This is a genomic window from Agromyces sp. Leaf222 (assembly GCF_001421565.1).
Taxonomy (GTDB): domain Bacteria; phylum Actinomycetota; class Actinomycetes; order Actinomycetales; family Microbacteriaceae; genus Agromyces.
Map to the genome: position 1 here is coordinate 3,316,809 of NZ_LMKQ01000001.1, position 13,873 is coordinate 3,330,681.

At 74.3% G+C, this 13,873-nt stretch carries 14 protein-coding genes and 1 pseudogene; 8 read left to right on the forward strand and 7 right to left on the reverse strand.

The window, feature by feature from the left end:
* The first annotated feature begins 14 nt into the window (after nt 1-14).
* Nucleotides 15-770 carry a spermidine synthase gene (locus ASE68_RS14860; RefSeq protein WP_055860273.1) on the forward strand — a complete coding sequence of 252 codons (756 nt, stop codon included), beginning with the start codon at nt 15-17 and terminating at the stop codon, nt 768-770.
* 27 nt (nt 771-797) lie between these two features.
* Nucleotides 798-1,658 carry a spermidine synthase gene (locus ASE68_RS14865; protein ID WP_055861462.1) on the forward strand — a complete coding sequence of 287 codons (861 nt, stop codon included), beginning with the start codon at nt 798-800 and terminating at the stop codon, nt 1,656-1,658.
* Nucleotides 1,659-1,685: 27 nt separating this feature from the next.
* Here ASE68_RS14865 and ASE68_RS14870 read toward each other — a convergent pair.
* From ASE68_RS14870 to ASE68_RS14885, 5 genes and pseudogenes are all read right to left on the reverse strand, one after another.
* Nucleotides 1,686-3,059, reverse strand: a pseudogene (locus ASE68_RS14870) (glycoside hydrolase family 10 protein); the annotation flags it as partial.
* Between the two features lie 33 nt (nt 3,060-3,092).
* On the reverse strand, nt 3,093-3,389 hold the full coding sequence (locus ASE68_RS20760) for a hypothetical protein (protein ID WP_235480866.1): 297 nt from the start codon (nt 3,387-3,389) through the stop codon (nt 3,093-3,095).
* Between the two features lie 93 nt (nt 3,390-3,482).
* Nucleotides 3,483-4,349 (reverse strand): biotin-dependent carboxyltransferase family protein, encoded by an 867-nt coding sequence (locus ASE68_RS20570; RefSeq protein WP_055860275.1) that lies wholly within the window; start codon nt 4,347-4,349, stop codon nt 3,483-3,485.
* Between the two features lie 5 nt (nt 4,350-4,354).
* Nucleotides 4,355-4,978 carry an allophanate hydrolase subunit 1 gene (locus ASE68_RS20575; protein WP_055860278.1) on the reverse strand — a complete coding sequence of 208 codons (624 nt, stop codon included), beginning with the start codon at nt 4,976-4,978 and terminating at the stop codon, nt 4,355-4,357.
* Nucleotides 4,975-5,736, reverse strand: a complete 762-nt coding sequence (locus ASE68_RS14885) for a LamB/YcsF family protein (protein WP_055860281.1) — start codon at nt 5,734-5,736, stop codon at nt 4,975-4,977. Before ASE68_RS14885 ends, ASE68_RS20575 begins: the two co-directional genes overlap by 4 nt.
* 161 nt (nt 5,737-5,897) lie before the next feature.
* Between ASE68_RS14885 and ASE68_RS14890 the strand changes: the two genes are divergently transcribed.
* The 3 genes from ASE68_RS14890 to ASE68_RS14900 all read left to right on the forward strand — a co-directional run bounded on the left by ASE68_RS14890 (nt 5,898) and on the right by ASE68_RS14900 (nt 8,367).
* Complete coding sequence (locus tag ASE68_RS14890; protein WP_235480978.1) at nt 5,898-7,022, forward strand: sorbosone dehydrogenase family protein; 1,125 nt, start codon at nt 5,898-5,900, stop codon at nt 7,020-7,022.
* Nucleotides 7,023-7,078: 56 nt separating this feature from the next.
* Nucleotides 7,079-7,576 (forward strand): SprT-like domain-containing protein, encoded by a 498-nt coding sequence (locus tag ASE68_RS14895; RefSeq protein WP_055860284.1) that lies wholly within the window; start codon nt 7,079-7,081, stop codon nt 7,574-7,576.
* A 116-nt stretch (nt 7,577-7,692) separates the two neighbouring features.
* Complete coding sequence (locus tag ASE68_RS14900) at nt 7,693-8,367, forward strand: CGNR zinc finger domain-containing protein (protein WP_055860287.1); 675 nt, start codon at nt 7,693-7,695, stop codon at nt 8,365-8,367.
* A gap of 36 nt (nt 8,368-8,403) precedes the next feature.
* Here ASE68_RS14900 and ASE68_RS14905 read toward each other — a convergent pair whose 3' ends face one another.
* Nucleotides 8,404-9,078: a 2-phosphosulfolactate phosphatase gene (locus ASE68_RS14905; protein ID WP_055860290.1), complete on the reverse strand. Its 675-nt coding sequence runs from the start codon at nt 9,076-9,078 to the stop codon at nt 8,404-8,406.
* 131 nt (nt 9,079-9,209) lie between these two features.
* Nucleotides 9,210-10,469: a hypothetical protein gene (locus ASE68_RS14910; protein ID WP_055860293.1), complete on the reverse strand. Its 1,260-nt coding sequence runs from the start codon at nt 10,467-10,469 to the stop codon at nt 9,210-9,212.
* A gap of 194 nt (nt 10,470-10,663) precedes the next feature.
* Here ASE68_RS14910 and ASE68_RS14915 point away from each other — a divergent pair, with 194 nt between their 5' ends.
* The 3 genes from ASE68_RS14915 to ASE68_RS14925 all read left to right on the forward strand — a co-directional run bounded on the left by ASE68_RS14915 (nt 10,664) and on the right by ASE68_RS14925 (nt 13,780).
* Nucleotides 10,664-11,299: a hypothetical protein gene (locus tag ASE68_RS14915; RefSeq protein ID WP_200921718.1), complete on the forward strand. Its 636-nt coding sequence runs from the start codon at nt 10,664-10,666 to the stop codon at nt 11,297-11,299.
* Nucleotides 11,296-11,925, forward strand: coding sequence for a DUF1684 domain-containing protein (locus tag ASE68_RS14920; RefSeq protein ID WP_055860296.1), 630 nt, complete (start codon nt 11,296-11,298; stop codon nt 11,923-11,925). Before ASE68_RS14915 ends, ASE68_RS14920 begins: the two co-directional genes overlap by 4 nt.
* Before the next feature lie 286 nt (nt 11,926-12,211).
* Complete coding sequence (locus ASE68_RS14925; RefSeq protein ID WP_055860299.1) at nt 12,212-13,780, forward strand: DEAD/DEAH box helicase; 1,569 nt, start codon at nt 12,212-12,214, stop codon at nt 13,778-13,780.
* The last annotated feature ends 93 nt before the right edge of the window (nt 13,781-13,873 follow it).

A 13,873-nucleotide genomic window follows, 5' to 3' on the forward strand; every position in this document is an offset into this window, starting at 1 on the left:
GGGACGATGCCTGCATGACTCGCATCGAGTTCGAGGCCGACGTCTTCAGCCCGCACGGCTTGACGCTCCTCGTCGACGGGTCGGCGCAGTCGCATGTCGACCTCGGCGACCCGACCAGGCTGTTCTTCGAGTACCTGCGGCGCATCGGCCACGTCGTCGACGCGATCGCCGCGCCCGGCGCGCCGATCGCGGTGCTGCACCTCGGCGGCGGCGCGCTGACGCTCCCCCGGTACGTCGACGCGACCAGGCCCGGGTCGATCCAGGTCGTCGTCGACCACGACGCCGAGCTCATCGACGTCGTGCGGGCCAAGGCGCCGTGGCCGGCATCCGGAATCGAGGTGCACATCGAGGACGCAGCCGAGGCTGTTCGCGCGTCGGCGGCACGCGGTGAACGCTTCGACGTCGTCGTGATCGACGTGTACACCCACCTCGACGCCCCGGCATTCGTCGACGATCCAGGGTTCCTCGCCGCGTGCCTCGGCCTTCTGGGCGAGGGCGGTGTCGTCGTCGTCAACATCGCGGATGCCGCGGGGCTCGCACGGCTGCGCACCTCGGCGCGCGCGTTCGCGAGGGCCGACGCTGGCGCCGAACTGCTCGCCGTGGGCGACACCCACGTGATCGACGGCGGCGAGGAGGGCAACACCGTGCTCGTCGCGGCCCCCGGAACCCTGCCCCCGGCGGTCGCGCTGCGGCTCGAGGCCGGCGGGCCGTTCCCCGTCACGGTGCTCGCCGGCGCGAAGCTCGACTTCGTGCTCTGGGGCGCCTGCTGATCGCAGGGGGCCGGTAGCGTGGCACCCGTGCCCGAAGACCCCTCGCTCGAACGCCGCCTCTCGGTGAGCGGACACCTCGCACGGCTCGAGGAGTCGCGCCAGGTGCCGGGCTCGTGGACCCTCACGGTCGACGGCACGCCGCAGTCGCACGTCGAGCTCGACCGCCCGGACTGGCTCGGGTTCGAGTACGTGCGGCGCATCGGCCACGCGATCGACCTCGTGCGCCCCGAGGGCGAGGCCATCACGGCCGTGCACCTCGGCGGCGGCGCATTCACGCTGCCCCGCTACGTCGCCGCCACGCGCCCGGGGTCGCGGCAGCAGGTCGTCGAGCTCGAGTCCGACCTCGTCGACCTCGTGCGCGAGCACCTGCCGTTCCCGCGCGGCGTGCAGGTGCGCGTGCGCCACGGCGACGCCCGCGAGGTGCTCGCCAAGCTGCCCGCCGGGCTCGACGGCGCGGTCGACCTCGCCGTCGTCGACATCTTCTCGGGTGCACGCACGCCCGCGCACGTGACGAGCGTCGAGTTCTACGAACTGCTCGAGCAACGCCTCGCCCCGCACGGCATCGCGACCGCGAACGTCGCCGACGGCGCCGGACTCGCGTTCGCCAGGTCGCAGGCGGCGACCCTCTCGCAGGTGTTCGAGCACGTCGCGATCGCCGCCGACGCATCGATGCTCAAGGGCCGCCGCTTCGGCAACGTCGTCATGTACGCCTCCCATGCGGAGCTGCCCTTCGCGGGCCTGCCCCGACGTCTGGCGAGCGACCCGGCGCCGGCCCGCCTCGTCGAGGGCGAGGAGCTGCGCCGCTTCATCGCCGGGGCCCCAGCAGTGACGGATGCCACGGCGGTGCCGTCTCCGCCACCGGCCCGCTCGGTGTTCCTCAAGCGCTGAGATCGCGGCGCCGCCCGCGCCCGGGCGCTACCCCGCCCGCACCCACCCGGGCCGGCTCGGCGCGGACTCGTTCCAGACTCGGTCGAGGGCGGTGACGACGTAGGTGTACGTGCGATCGGGGTCGGCTGCGGCATCCGTCCATTCCTGCCTGACGGAGTCATGCGCGCGCACGGTCGCGACGAGGTTCGCGGCGTCCTCGACGTCGATGGACCGCGCCCGGCCCTCGACGCGGTAGATCGCGAACGACGTGGCGCGCCGGTTCGGCCTGACCGCGTCGAGCCAGACGAGGCGCGCACCGTCGTCGGCGCGGTAGGAGAGGGCGAGCAGCGGAGCATTGACGGGGGTCGCCGGCAGCCAGGGCATCGCCGGCACGATCGCGGGGGCGGTGTAGTGGCGGTCGCGCAGCAGCGTCATCGATCCCTGCGGGTCGGCGGGCACGTGCTTCGCCGAGAAGTACACGTTGCCGTGCACGGGTGCACGTTCGGCGTCGACCTCGCGGTCGAAGTCGAGGTGGTTCGAGAGCTCGGCCGGGTCGGTGAACACGCCAGAGGTCACCTTGTAGAGGGCCTCGCCGATGTAGAGGTGAGTTCCGGAGGTCTCCGCCACGTCGGCCCACCACGGCACGAGCGCCGCGTAGTCGGCGACCGCGAGCCCGAACTGCCAGTAGATCTGCGGGTTGATGTAGTCGAGCCAGCCCTCGAGCACCCACTTGCGGGTGTCGGCGAACTGCAGGTCGTACGACTGCGATCCTCCCGTCGCGGAGCCGGCCGGATCCGTGGCCGCGTTCCGCCAGATGCCGAACGGGCTGATGCCGAACTTCACCCACGGCTTGGCCGCCTTGATGCGCTCGGAGATCGACCGCACGAACGTGTCGACGTTGTGGCGGCGCCAGTCGGCGACATCGTCGAAACCCGCACCGTGCGCGGCGAAGGCCGCGGCATCCGGAACCACGGCCCCGGCGACCGGGTACGGGTAGAAGTAGTCGTCGAAGTGCACGCCGTCGAGGTCGTAGTGCTCGACCGAGTGCATGATGGCCTGCTGGATGTGCTCCTGCACCTCGGGCAGCCCCGGGTCGAAGTAGAGCTTGCCGCCGTAGGGCCAGACCCAGTCGGGATGCACGCGCGCCGGGTGCTCTGCCACGAGCTGCGCGGGATCGGCCTGCATCGAGACGCGGTAGGGGTTGTACCAGGCGTGCAGCTCGAGGTTGCGACGGTGCGCCTGGTCGACGATGAACGCGAGCGGGTCGTAGCCGGGATCCCGCCCCTGCACGCCGGTCAGGTACTGCGACCACGGCTCGAGCGGGCTCGGCCAGAACGCGTCGGCCGTCGGGCGCACCTGCACGAAGACCGCGTTCAGCCGGAACTGCTCGGCCACGTCGAGCCAGTGCAGGAACTCCGCCTTCTGCGCCTCGGCGGAGAGCCCCGCCGCCGATGGCTAGTCGATGTTCACGACCGACGAGATCCACATGGCGCGCAGTTCGCGCTTGCGGGGCGCGATCGGCTCGCCCGCGGCGCCCGCGGTGCCCTCGGCATGCGCGGGCGACGGTGCCAGCGTGCCGATGGTCACGGTGAAGGCGGATGCCGCGGCGCCGGCCACGGCGAGCGTCAGGAAGCCTCGGCGGGCGAGGCCGTGCGGCCCGGTCGCGGGCGGCGGCTCGTGGGCGGCATCAGCGCGCGCGGCAGTCGCGGCAGGAGCAGCGGCGTTCGTCGGATCGGCATGTTCGAGTGGCATCGCAGGGTCCTCCATTGGTCCATGTGGAAGATACTTCCAGTTTCTCGGAGCAATGTGAAGAGTTACTTCCACAACGTTCTGCGCGTGGGCGAGCTACGCGTGGCGGAACCGCACCGCCTGGCCGGGCCGCACCTGGGCGAGCGCGTCGAGCGAGGCCGCCGCGACGACCGCGATCACCGGGTAGCCGCCCGTGACCGGGCGGTCGGCGAGCAGGATCGTCGGCAGTCCGTCGCCCGCGACCTGCACGGATCCGGGCACCGTCGCCTCGCTCGGCAGCTCCCCCGTCACGAGGCGTTCGAGCGGCTCGCCGACGAGCCGCGCGCCGATGCGATCGGCCTGATCGGAGAGGCGCCAGCCGCCGTCGAAGAGCGCGGCGTGCGCGGCATCCGTGAACCAGTCGGTGCGCGGGCCGGGCAGCAGCGCGAGCGTGACCGCGCCCTCGGGCGGCGGAAAGGCGGCCTCGTGATCGAGCAGGGGCACGGATGCCGCGGGCTCGGCGCCGATCGCGAGCACGTCGCCCGCGCGAACGGGCTCCGGCCCGAGCCCGGCAAGCGTGTCCCGTGAGCGGGAGCCCAGCACGGGCGGCACGTCGAGGCCGCCGCGAACGGCGAGCAGGTAGCGCACGCCCCGGGAGGCGATGCCGAGCTCGAGCACCGAGCCGGGCCTGGCGCGCGCCGCGGAGTACGGGGCGATGCGGCGCCCGTCGAGGCGCAGGTCGCCCCAGGCGCCCGCGACGGCGAACCACGTCTCGGCGTCGAAGCGCGCACGCAGCCCGCCCATGACCACCTCGAGTCCGGCGGCCGACGCCGGGTTGCCGACGAGCCGGTTCGCGAGCGCGAGCGCGCCGCGGTCGAGCGCGCCCGACGACGAGACGCCGAGGTGCGCGAACCCCGGTCGGCCGAGGTCCTCGACGAGGGCGAGGGCCCCTGGCTGCTCCACGGTGAGCGTGCTCGTCGCCATCGCCGTCAGGCCTGCTCGAACCGGACGCGGCGCCCGGGCGCGAGCGCGGCCGGATCGGCGGAGGACGGATCCCACAGGGTCGCGTCGGTGCGGCCCAGCAGCCGCCAGCCGCCGGGGCTCTGCCGCGGGTAGACCCCGCCGAATGCGCCGGCGACGGCCACCGAGCCGGCCGGTACCCTCGGGCGCGGCGCCTCGAGCCGCGGCACCTCGAACGGCCAGGCCTCGCTCACGAGGTAGCCGAAGCCGGGCGCGAACCCTCCGAACGCGACCCGCCACTCGATGCCGGCGTGCTGCGCCACGAGCGCCTCGACCGAGACGCCGAGCGCCGCGGCCGTCGCCGCGAGGTCGTCGCCGTCGTAGACGACGGGGATGTGCACGGCGTCGGCGTGCGCACCCGCGACCCGGGAGCCCGCCTCGGCCGGGATGCGTCGCACCCAGGTCGCCGCGGATTCGAGCGGCATCCGCTCGGGGTCGACTGCGACGAGCAAGGTGCGTGCGGCCGGCACGAGCTCGACCACGCCCGCCGGCCGAACCGCCTCGAGCGCGTCGTGCAGCGCGAGCACCTCGTCGAGCGAGTCGCACTCGACGAGCAGGGCTGCCTCGCCGCTCGGCAGCATGCGGCGGGTCATGCGAACGCCTCGATCGAGACGCCGGCGCCCTCGAGCGCGGCGCGCACGGCGCGCGCGATCGCGACCGCGCCGGGGGTGTCGCCGTGCAGGCACAGCGAGTCGGGCCGGAGCTCGACCCTGCTGCCGTCGTCGGCCGAGATGCCGCCCGTCTCGGCGAGCTCGAGCGCGCGATCCGCGGCGGCCGCCGGGTCGTCGACGACGGCGCCGGGCTCGCCGCGCGGCACGAGCGAGCCGTCGGCCGCATAGCCACGATCGACGAACGCCTCCCGCGCGAACCGCAGGCCCGCGGCATCCGTCGCCCGTTCGATCTCACTCGTCGGCGGCCCGAGCACCGGCAGGGTCGGGTCGTAGGTCGCGACCGCCTCGGCGAACGCCCTGGCCGCGGCGGCGTCTGCGGCGAGCCGGTGGTACAGCGCGCCGTGCGCCTTCACGTACCGCACCCGGATGCCCGACGCGCGGGCGACGCCATCGAGCGCACCGAGCTGCACGAGGAGCTCGGCCGCGATCTCGGCCGGACTCGTGTCGAGCGCGCGTCGGCCGAACCCGGCGAGGTCGCGGTACCCCGGATGCGCGCCGAGCGTCACGCCCTCGCGCGCGGCCGAGGCGGCACTGCGCGCCATCGTGAGCGCATCGCCCGCATGGAATCCGCACGCGACGTTCGCGCTCGTGACCACGCGGAACATCGCGTCGTCGTCGCCGACGCGCCACGCCCCGAAGCTCTCGCCGAGGTCGCTGTTGAGGTCGATCGCCGGCTGCATGCGTTCCATTCTGCCGGGGCGCGGCCCAGACTGGGGGTGTGCGCATCCCGTCGGGTCGTCCCGCGGTCGCGGCGAACGCGGCCGTGACCGGTGCTGTCGGTGCCGCTGCCGCGCCCGGTGCCACTGCCGCCCCGCGGGCCGCGCTCGCCCTCGCGCTCGCGCTGGCGCTGGCCGGGTGCTCGGCGCCCGTCGAGCGCACCGCGCCGCCGTCGAGGCCGCCCGGCACCCCGAGCGCCTCGGCCACGGTGACGCCCTCGGCGACGCCGACGCCCGCCGGACCGCCCGCCGTCATGGTGCCGACGGGCGTCGTCGAGACGATGGCGTCGGGCCTGCAGGCGCCGTGGTCGATCCTCCGCCTGCCGGGCGGAGGCACCCTCGTGAGCGAACGTGACACCGCCCGCATCGTCGAGGTGAACGCCGACGGCTCGCTGCGGGTCGCGATCACCGTGCCCGACGTCGTGACCGGCGCCGAGGGCGGCCTGCTCGGCCTCGCGCACCTGCCGGGCGGGGCCGGAACGCTCGGGCACGTCTACGCCTACCTCACCGCGGCATCCGAGAACCGCATCGTGCGGATGCCGCTGACGGGCGCCCCCGGCTCCCTCTCGCTCGGCGCTCCCGAGACCGTGCTCGGCGGCATCCCGCGCGGCGCATCGAACCACCAGGGCGGGCGCCTCGCCTTCGGACCCGACGGATACCTCTACGCCACCGTCGGCGACGGCGGCCTGCGAGACCCCGCGCAGGACCCCGGCTCGCTCGCGGGCAAGATCCTGCGCATGACGCCCGACGGCCAGCCGGCGCCCGGCAACCCGTTCGACTCGCTCGTCTACTCGATCGGACACCGCAATCCCCAAGGGCTCGCGTGGGATGCGACCGGGGCCATGTGGGCCGCCGAGTTCGGCCAGAACACCTGGGACGAGCTGAACCGCATCACGCCGGGCGCGAACTACGGCTGGCCCGTCGTCGAGGGCGTCGGCGGGGTCGCGGGCTACGTCGACCCGGTGCTGCAGTGGCCGACCTCAGAGGCCAGCCCGAGCGGGCTCGCGATTGCGGGCGACACCCTCTTCCTCGCGGCGCTCCGCGGCGAGCGGTTGCTGGCCGCCGCGCCGGCATCGACCGGCGTCGCCCCGCCCACCTCGTGGTTCGTCGGCGAGTTCGGACGCCTGCGCGACGCCGCACCCGGACCCGACGGCGAACTCTGGGTGCTCACGAACAACACCGACGGGCGGGGCTCCCCGTCCGAGGGCGACGACCGACTGCTGCGCGTGCGGCTCGCACCGGCCGGCTGAGACGCGCCGCGTTCGGGGCCTCCCGCTGACGCGACATCCGGGACTATTCTCAGTTCATGGCGGATCTCGAGCGGGTGCGACGCTGGGCCGAGGCCCTCATCGTGCTGCACCTCGATCCGCAGGTGTGGAGCTTCGGCTACGACAACGCCAAGAAGCGCGCGGGCCTGTGCAACTACACCTCGAAGCGCATCTCGGTCTCCCGCTATCTCGCCGCGCGCTACGACGACGACGAGATCCACCAGATCCTGCTGCACGAGGTCGCCCACGCCATGGCCGGGCCGCGCGCAGGGCATGGGCCGAAGTGGCGGCGCACGGCAGCCGAGATCGGCTACGTCGGCCGCCGAACGCACGACGGCGAGGTCGCACACGAACTCGCACCGTGGGTGGGCCGCTGCCCCGCCGGACACGAGCACTTCCGCTACCGCGAGCCCACCAGGCCGCTGAGCTGCGGCGTCTGCCATCGCGGCTTCGACCGCGCCAACCTCATCGTCTGGCACCGCCGCGAGATCACGACGGCCGTGCGCCGCCGTGCCGCGAGCGCCAGCGCCGGCTGAGCGCATACGCCGATCGGAATACGGGCGGGGTCCGTCGGCCCGCTCGCGACGAGGTTCGCCCGAAACGTGAGCGTATCGCGACCTTCGGGTGCCCGCAGGCCCGCTAGCATTGCCGGGTGCCCGTCTCCACCGTGTCGATCCCCGTCGGACAATGGCTCGTCTCCACCGAGGGAGTGCGCTGGTGGTTCGACTCCGGTTCGTTCGCCCTCGACTTCGCCACCACCGGTGCGCTCGGCGAACCGACCGCCCCGCACGCAGGCCCGCATCCCGCGTCGGCCCCGTCGGCGCCCGAGCGGCTGCACTCGCCCGACGACCTCACGGAATGGCTCCGCGAGCGTTTCCCGGTCGCCGTCGGCTCGGCCCGATCCCGCGATCTCTTCGACGCGGTCGCCCTGCGTGACGCGATCGTACGCATGGCCCGAGCGGCCGCCCACGGCGACGACCTGCGCGGCGCCGACGTCGACGTCGTGAACCTCTATGCGGCCACCCCCGACATCCCGCCGTCGCTCGGCGGCGGCACCCGCCAGGCCGGCCGTTCGGTGCACACCGTTCCGCAGGCCCTCGCCACGATCGCCCGCGACGCCGTCGACGTCTTCGCCCCCGAGAACGCCGGTCGCCTGCGCGAATGCGACGGCCCCGACTGCAACATGGTCTACCTCGACACCTCGCGTGCGGCCACCCGCCGCTGGTGCTCGATGCAGCGCTGCGGCAACCGCGCCAAGGTGCGCGCGCACCGGGCCCGCAAGGCGAGCGCGAGCGGGCGCGTCACGCTCGACCAGACCGCGGCCTGAGGGCTCCAACGGGCTGAGCCGCACCGGAGGCGTCGGCTACGCCCCGAACACCCCGTTGCGCAGCACCGGCACCAGGTCGGTGACGTCGCGCTGCGTCGCCTGACGCACCTCGTCCCTGCGGCCGGCCGCGGTGAGCGCGGCCCCGCTGCCCCCCGCCCCGATGAGGTGCACGGCCGCATGCTTCAGCCCCTCGAAGGCGGCGCAGGCGACGGCCGCCTCGGGCGACGTGTGATCGATGCCGAGTCGCACGAGCGCGTCGATGACGGCGCCGCCGGTGAGCTGGTCCTCGATCGCGAAGCGGATGCCGCTGGCCGGCGACGGTGCCGTCGAGTCGCGGTCGACGGCGGCTCGCTCGCCGGCGGCGACCACCGCGACGAAGAGGCGCTCGCCCCGCGCCTCCTGCAGGGCGAGGACGCGCCGGGCGACCGCCTCGCGGTTGCGGAGCGAGGCGGCGAGCACGACCACGTCGTGGCCGGCCAGTTCGCGGGCGAGGTCGGCGGACTCGGTGGCCGCGACATCCGGTGCCGCGCCTTCGGCGAGCGCGAACGTCTCGCCCCGCTCGGCGGCGAGCACGGCCTGCGTCGTGGCCAGCACGGCGTCGACGAGCACGACCACGTGCGCCCCAGGCAGGATGCGCCGGGCGCCGTCGACGCCCCAGTCGAACCGGACCTGGTATTTCGCCTGCCCGAGGGCGTTCGTCGAATCGCTCACCGCGACAGGCTAACGCCGACCCGCCCCGCCGTCGGCACCCGGACGGCGTTCATGACGCGATGCGGCACGGCGGGCACCGTTCGGCGCGACCGGGCGTGGCGCGACCGGGCGTGGCGCGACCGAGCCGGCGCTCAGCGCACCATCGCGTCGTAGGCCGCGAGCGCCTCGGCGTCGCTCGCCCGCGAGGTCGCCCGCCGGGCGGCGTCGAGAGCGGCGACCGGATCGGGCTCCTGCCTCGCGATGAGCAGCTGTCGCTCCGCCTCGGCAAGGCGCGTGCGGGCGTCGGCGCCGACGCGTGGACCACCGTGCGCGATGGCGGCGTTCGCGGCCCGGAGCTGGCTCTCGGCGATCGCAAGTGCGCCCCCGAGGGCGCCGCGCGCGCCGTCGAGGCGGGACTGCGCGGCCCGGGTCGAGGCACGTGCGGCGTCGAGGCGATCGAGCGTCACCCGCAGGCGGTCGCGCCCGGCGAACGGATCGGCCGTGCGGTCCCGGCGGCTGCCGAGCACCCCGGCCGCATCGGCGACCGCGGTGGCGAGGGCGGCGCCCGCGTCGGAATCGTCGGTCGCGTCGCGCTCGAGCCTGGCAGCGGCCACGTCGGCTTCGAGCCGGCGGGCGAGTTCGGCCTCGTCGGCGGCGGCCGCCCCGAGCTCGGCCTCGACGCCCTCGGCCTCGGCGAGCGCGCGGGCGGCACGATCGAGCGACTCGGCCGCAGCCTCGGTCGCCGCAGCGACGGGGTGCGCACGTGCCAGGCCGGCCGCGGCATCCGCCAGCCGTTCGTCGGCCGCGGCGAGCGCGGCATCGGCGCGCGCGAGGGCGCCCTGGGCTCCCCCGAGCGCCGAGGCGGCGAATCCGCGGGCGAGCCGCTCGAGCGCACCGGCCGCCTCTCGCCGCCGCATGGCGAGCTCGCGAGCGCGGGCCTGCAGCGCGGGCGCCTCGACGCTCGCGCCGTGCTCGGCACGACGCCTGGCGCTCAGCTCGGCGTCCGCCCGGTCGAGCGTGCGCAGCGCCTGCTCGCAGAGGTCGATGATGCGCGCGCTCCAGGTGCGGCGCTCGGCGGCCGTGTCGGGCGCGGCGTCGTCGAGGCGCTGCTGCAGCAGGAACGCCTCGCGCAGCCACCGCTGCGCCGCATCGACCGCGTCCCTCGCGATGCGTGCCGTCGCCTCGTCGAACTGGGCCTCGGCGAACGCGACCTCGGCGACCGCCTCGCGCACCGCCGTGTCGGCCTGCACGATGAGCGACTTGGCCTGCACCTCGGTCGGACGCGCCGCCGCGAGCGCGGACTGTTCGCGCTTGGCGCCGAGGCGGCGGAACCCCAGCACCGCCCCGACGAAGGCCGTGACGGCGACGCCGGCCACCACGAGCGAGGGCACCCACCAGAGTCCGTCGGCCATGCGCTGGAGTCTAGGCGTCGGGAATGCGCGAACGCCGGGCGGGGAGCGCAGAAATTCAGGAGATCCTGCCCTTCGCATCCGCTCGTGCGCCTCTGAGGCCGGATCTCCTGAATTCCGGGTCGGCCGGCCGCCACACCCCCGCGAATCCGGCGCAGATGCTTGGCTGCGGCATCCGTCGGTCATATGGTCGGCTCATGCGGGTCATGTTGAAGCTCACGCTCGACTGCAGGCCGGATGCCGCGTGGCGGGCGTTGCACAGCCCCGCCGTGCTGCGCGAGGTCGTCGCCCCGTGGCTCGACTTCACCTCGCTCGAACCAGGCGGGCTGCCGACCGCGTGGACCGAGGGGCGTCACCGCCTGCAGCCGCGCGCGTTCGGGCGTGTGCCGATCGGCGAGGAGGTGGTCGACCTCAGCCATCCCGGCGGGCTTCCGCCAGGCGTCCGCATGCTCCGCGACGGCGGCGGCGCGCTCACGGGCCCGTTCGCGCTGTTCGACCGGTGGGATCACCGCATGGCCGTCTCGGCGCTGCCCGACGGGCGCACCCTCTACCGCGACCGTCTCGTCGCGCACGCCGGCGCCCTCGACGCCGTCGCCTGGTACCCGACCTGGGCGTTCTGGCAGTGGCGCGGTCGCCGGCTCCGCCAGCTCGCGCCCACCTGGTCGTTCGATCCACCCGGAACGGCGGATGCCGCGGCGACACGCCCCGACGAGGCGCCGCCGCCCGGCGCACCCGCCCGAGCCGCGACATCCGGCCGACCAGGGACATACGGCCGAGCCGGGACATCCGACCGACCCGCGACATCCGCCCGACCAGAAGGGGGCACCGCATGACCGCCTCGAACCCGTCGCTGCAGCTCACGGACTGGCGACGACGCGTGTTCGGGCTGTACGCGGGCGTGCGCCAGCTCAGCGCCCACGACCCCGCCGCCGGCCACGAACTCTGGAAGTCGGGGCGCGACGAGCTCTTCGCCGGGCATCCGCAGTCGCCGCTGCTGCCCGACGACCGGGCCTCATTCACCGGGCTGAACGTGTCGCGCTACGACCCCGACTGGCGCTTCGAGCTCGAGGTGCGCCGGCCCGCCGAGCCACAGAAGCTCGTCGTCGACAGCGCCACCGACGGCAAGATCCGCTTCGCGCTGGTCGGCACTGTTCGCGTGCCCTACCTCGGTTCGCTCGACGTCTGGCGGCTCACCCAGTACGCGGGCGGGCTCTTCCTGCCCGTGAAGGACACGCTCGCCGGCGCACCCGGCGGCACCTACGGCGGCGGGCGCTACCTGCTCGACACGGCCAAGGGCGCCGATCTCGGCGAGGGCGCCGGCCTCGACTCCCTCATCGTCGACTTCAACTTCGCCTACAACCCGTCGTGCGCGTACGACCCGTCGTGGTCGTGCCCGCTCGCGCAGCCGGGCAACACGCTCCGCGATGAGGTGCCCGTCGGCGAGCGCCTGTCGCGGTGATCGGGGCCCACGACACGACCGGCGGGGCATTCACAGCGTCGGCCCGGCGGCATCCGCTATGCTCGTTGGTGGTGTGCGCGATGAACGCGCCGCCTGCGTCGTAGAAACGCTTTCCGGGCAGGGCCTCATCAGAGGGCGCCCGTTGACTCTCATACGGCGAACGGATGCGCCGACCGGCGCCTTCGCCAATCCCATCGCCGGGCCGATCCGCCGCACCGCGCCGCCGCACCACTGCGAACGCGCACCTGCGCCGGCATCACCGTGCGGTGCGCCCCGAAAGGCACCCATGACCGACACCACCTTCAGCACGCTGGGCGTTCCCGCGCCCATCGTCGCGGCCCTCTCGGCCGACGGCAAGACCAGCCCCTTCCCGATCCAGGTCGACACCCTGCCCGACACGCTCGCCGGGCGCGACGTGCTCGGCCGCGGCAAGACGGGCTCCGGCAAGACCCTCGCGTTCTCGATCCCGATGGCCGCGCGCCTCGGCGGCGAGCTCGCCGGCGGCAAGCGCCGCCCCGGCCGCCCCCTCGGCCTCGTGCTCGCCCCCACGCGCGAGCTCGCAACCCAGATCGACGCCGTGCTCGCCCCGCTCGCCAAGGCGTACGGCATGACCACCACCACGATCTTCGGCGGCATCAGCCAGAAGCGCCAGGTCGACGCACTGCGCGCCGGCGTCGACATCGTCGTGGCCTGCCCCGGCCGCCTCGAAGACCTCATGAAGCAGGGTCACGTGACCCTCGACGCCGTCGAGATCACCGTGCTCGACGAGGCCGACCACATGGCCGACCTCGGGTTCCTGCCCGTCGTCACGCGCATCATGGACAAGACCCCCCAGTCCGGCCAGCGCCTGCTCTTCTCGGCGACGCTCGACAACGGCGTGGACAAGCTCGTCAAGCGCTTCCTCCACAACGAGGTGCTGCACTCGGTCGACGAGGCCACCTCGCACGTCGCCGCGATGACCCACCACGTGTTCGAGGTCGACGACGTCGACGCGAAGAACGACCTGATCACCGCGCTCGCCTCCGGCACCGGCCGCCGCATCCTCTTCATGCGCACCAAGCACCACGCCAAGAAGCTCGCGAGGAAGCTCGCCGAGCAGGGCATCCCCGCCGTCGACCTGCACGGCAACCTGTCGCAGCCGCAGCGCGACCGCAACCTCGCCGCGTTCGGCGACGGCTCGGTCAAGGTGCTCGTGGCCACGGATGTCGCGGCTCGCGGCGTGCACGTCGACAACGTCGAGCTCGTGATCCACGTCGACCCGCCCATGGAGCACAAGGCGTACCTGCACCGCTCGGGCCGCACCGCTCGCGCCGGCAGCGAGGGCGACGTCGTCACCATCTGCCTCCCCTCGCAGAAGCAGGACCTCAAGACCCTGCTCCGCAAGGCCGCGATCCAGGTCGTGCCCGAGCGCGTGACCGCGAAGTCCCCGTCGGTCGTGAAGCTCGTCGGCGACGTCGCCCCGTTCGTGAAGCCCGCGCCCCGCGCTGCCGTGCAGCAGCAGGGCGGCGGCGGTCGCTCGCAGGGCGCGAACGCGCAGCGCAAGCGTGCAGCTCGCGACGGCGCTCCCGTCTCGGGCGAGGCCCGCACCGAAGGCGGCGGCCGTCGTCGCGGCGCACGTGGCAACGGCGGCGCCGGTGCTGCGGATGTCGCGCCCGGCGCTCCCCGTCGCGACCGGTCCGGCCGGCCCGCCGAGGCCAGGGCCAACGCTCCCAAGCAGGGCGGCGGCCACAGCCGCGGCGCGCAGACCACCGGCGCACAGCGTGGAGCATCCGGTCGCCCTGCGAAGCAGCCGCTCCGCGTCGGCAGCCTCGTCGGCCAGAGCAGCCAGCGCACGAACCGTCGCGCCCAGGGCTGATCCCGCCCGAGCAACGCACCTGACGGCCCCGACGAGCACCTGCTCGTCGGGGCCGTCGGCGTCTGCGGGCGCGGTGCCGTGTCGAGGCCGACC

What these genes read in the sequence shown, in the direction of transcription:
- ASE68_RS14860 (WP_055860273.1), top strand. Translation starts at nt 15, where the DNA reads ATGACTCGCATCGAGTTCGAGGCCGACGTCTTCAGCCCGCACGGCTTG.
- ASE68_RS20760 (WP_235480866.1), bottom strand. Translation starts at nt 3,389, where the DNA reads ATGCCACTCGAACATGCCGATCCGACGAACGCCGCTGCTCCTGCCGCG.
- ASE68_RS20570 (WP_055860275.1), bottom strand. Translation starts at nt 4,349, where the DNA reads ATGGCGACGAGCACGCTCACCGTGGAGCAGCCAGGGGCCCTCGCCCTC.
- ASE68_RS20575 (WP_055860278.1), bottom strand. Translation starts at nt 4,978, where the DNA reads ATGACCCGCCGCATGCTGCCGAGCGGCGAGGCAGCCCTGCTCGTCGAG.
- ASE68_RS14885 (WP_055860281.1), bottom strand. Translation starts at nt 5,736, where the DNA reads ATGCAGCCGGCGATCGACCTCAACAGCGACCTCGGCGAGAGCTTCGGG.
- ASE68_RS14895 (WP_055860284.1), top strand. Translation starts at nt 7,079, where the DNA reads ATGGCGGATCTCGAGCGGGTGCGACGCTGGGCCGAGGCCCTCATCGTG.
- ASE68_RS14910 (WP_055860293.1), bottom strand. Translation starts at nt 10,469, where the DNA reads ATGGCCGACGGACTCTGGTGGGTGCCCTCGCTCGTGGTGGCCGGCGTC.
- ASE68_RS14915 (WP_200921718.1), top strand. Translation starts at nt 10,664, where the DNA reads ATGCGGGTCATGTTGAAGCTCACGCTCGACTGCAGGCCGGATGCCGCG.
- ASE68_RS14920 (WP_055860296.1), top strand. Translation starts at nt 11,296, where the DNA reads ATGACCGCCTCGAACCCGTCGCTGCAGCTCACGGACTGGCGACGACGC.
- ASE68_RS14925 (WP_055860299.1), top strand. Translation starts at nt 12,212, where the DNA reads ATGACCGACACCACCTTCAGCACGCTGGGCGTTCCCGCGCCCATCGTC.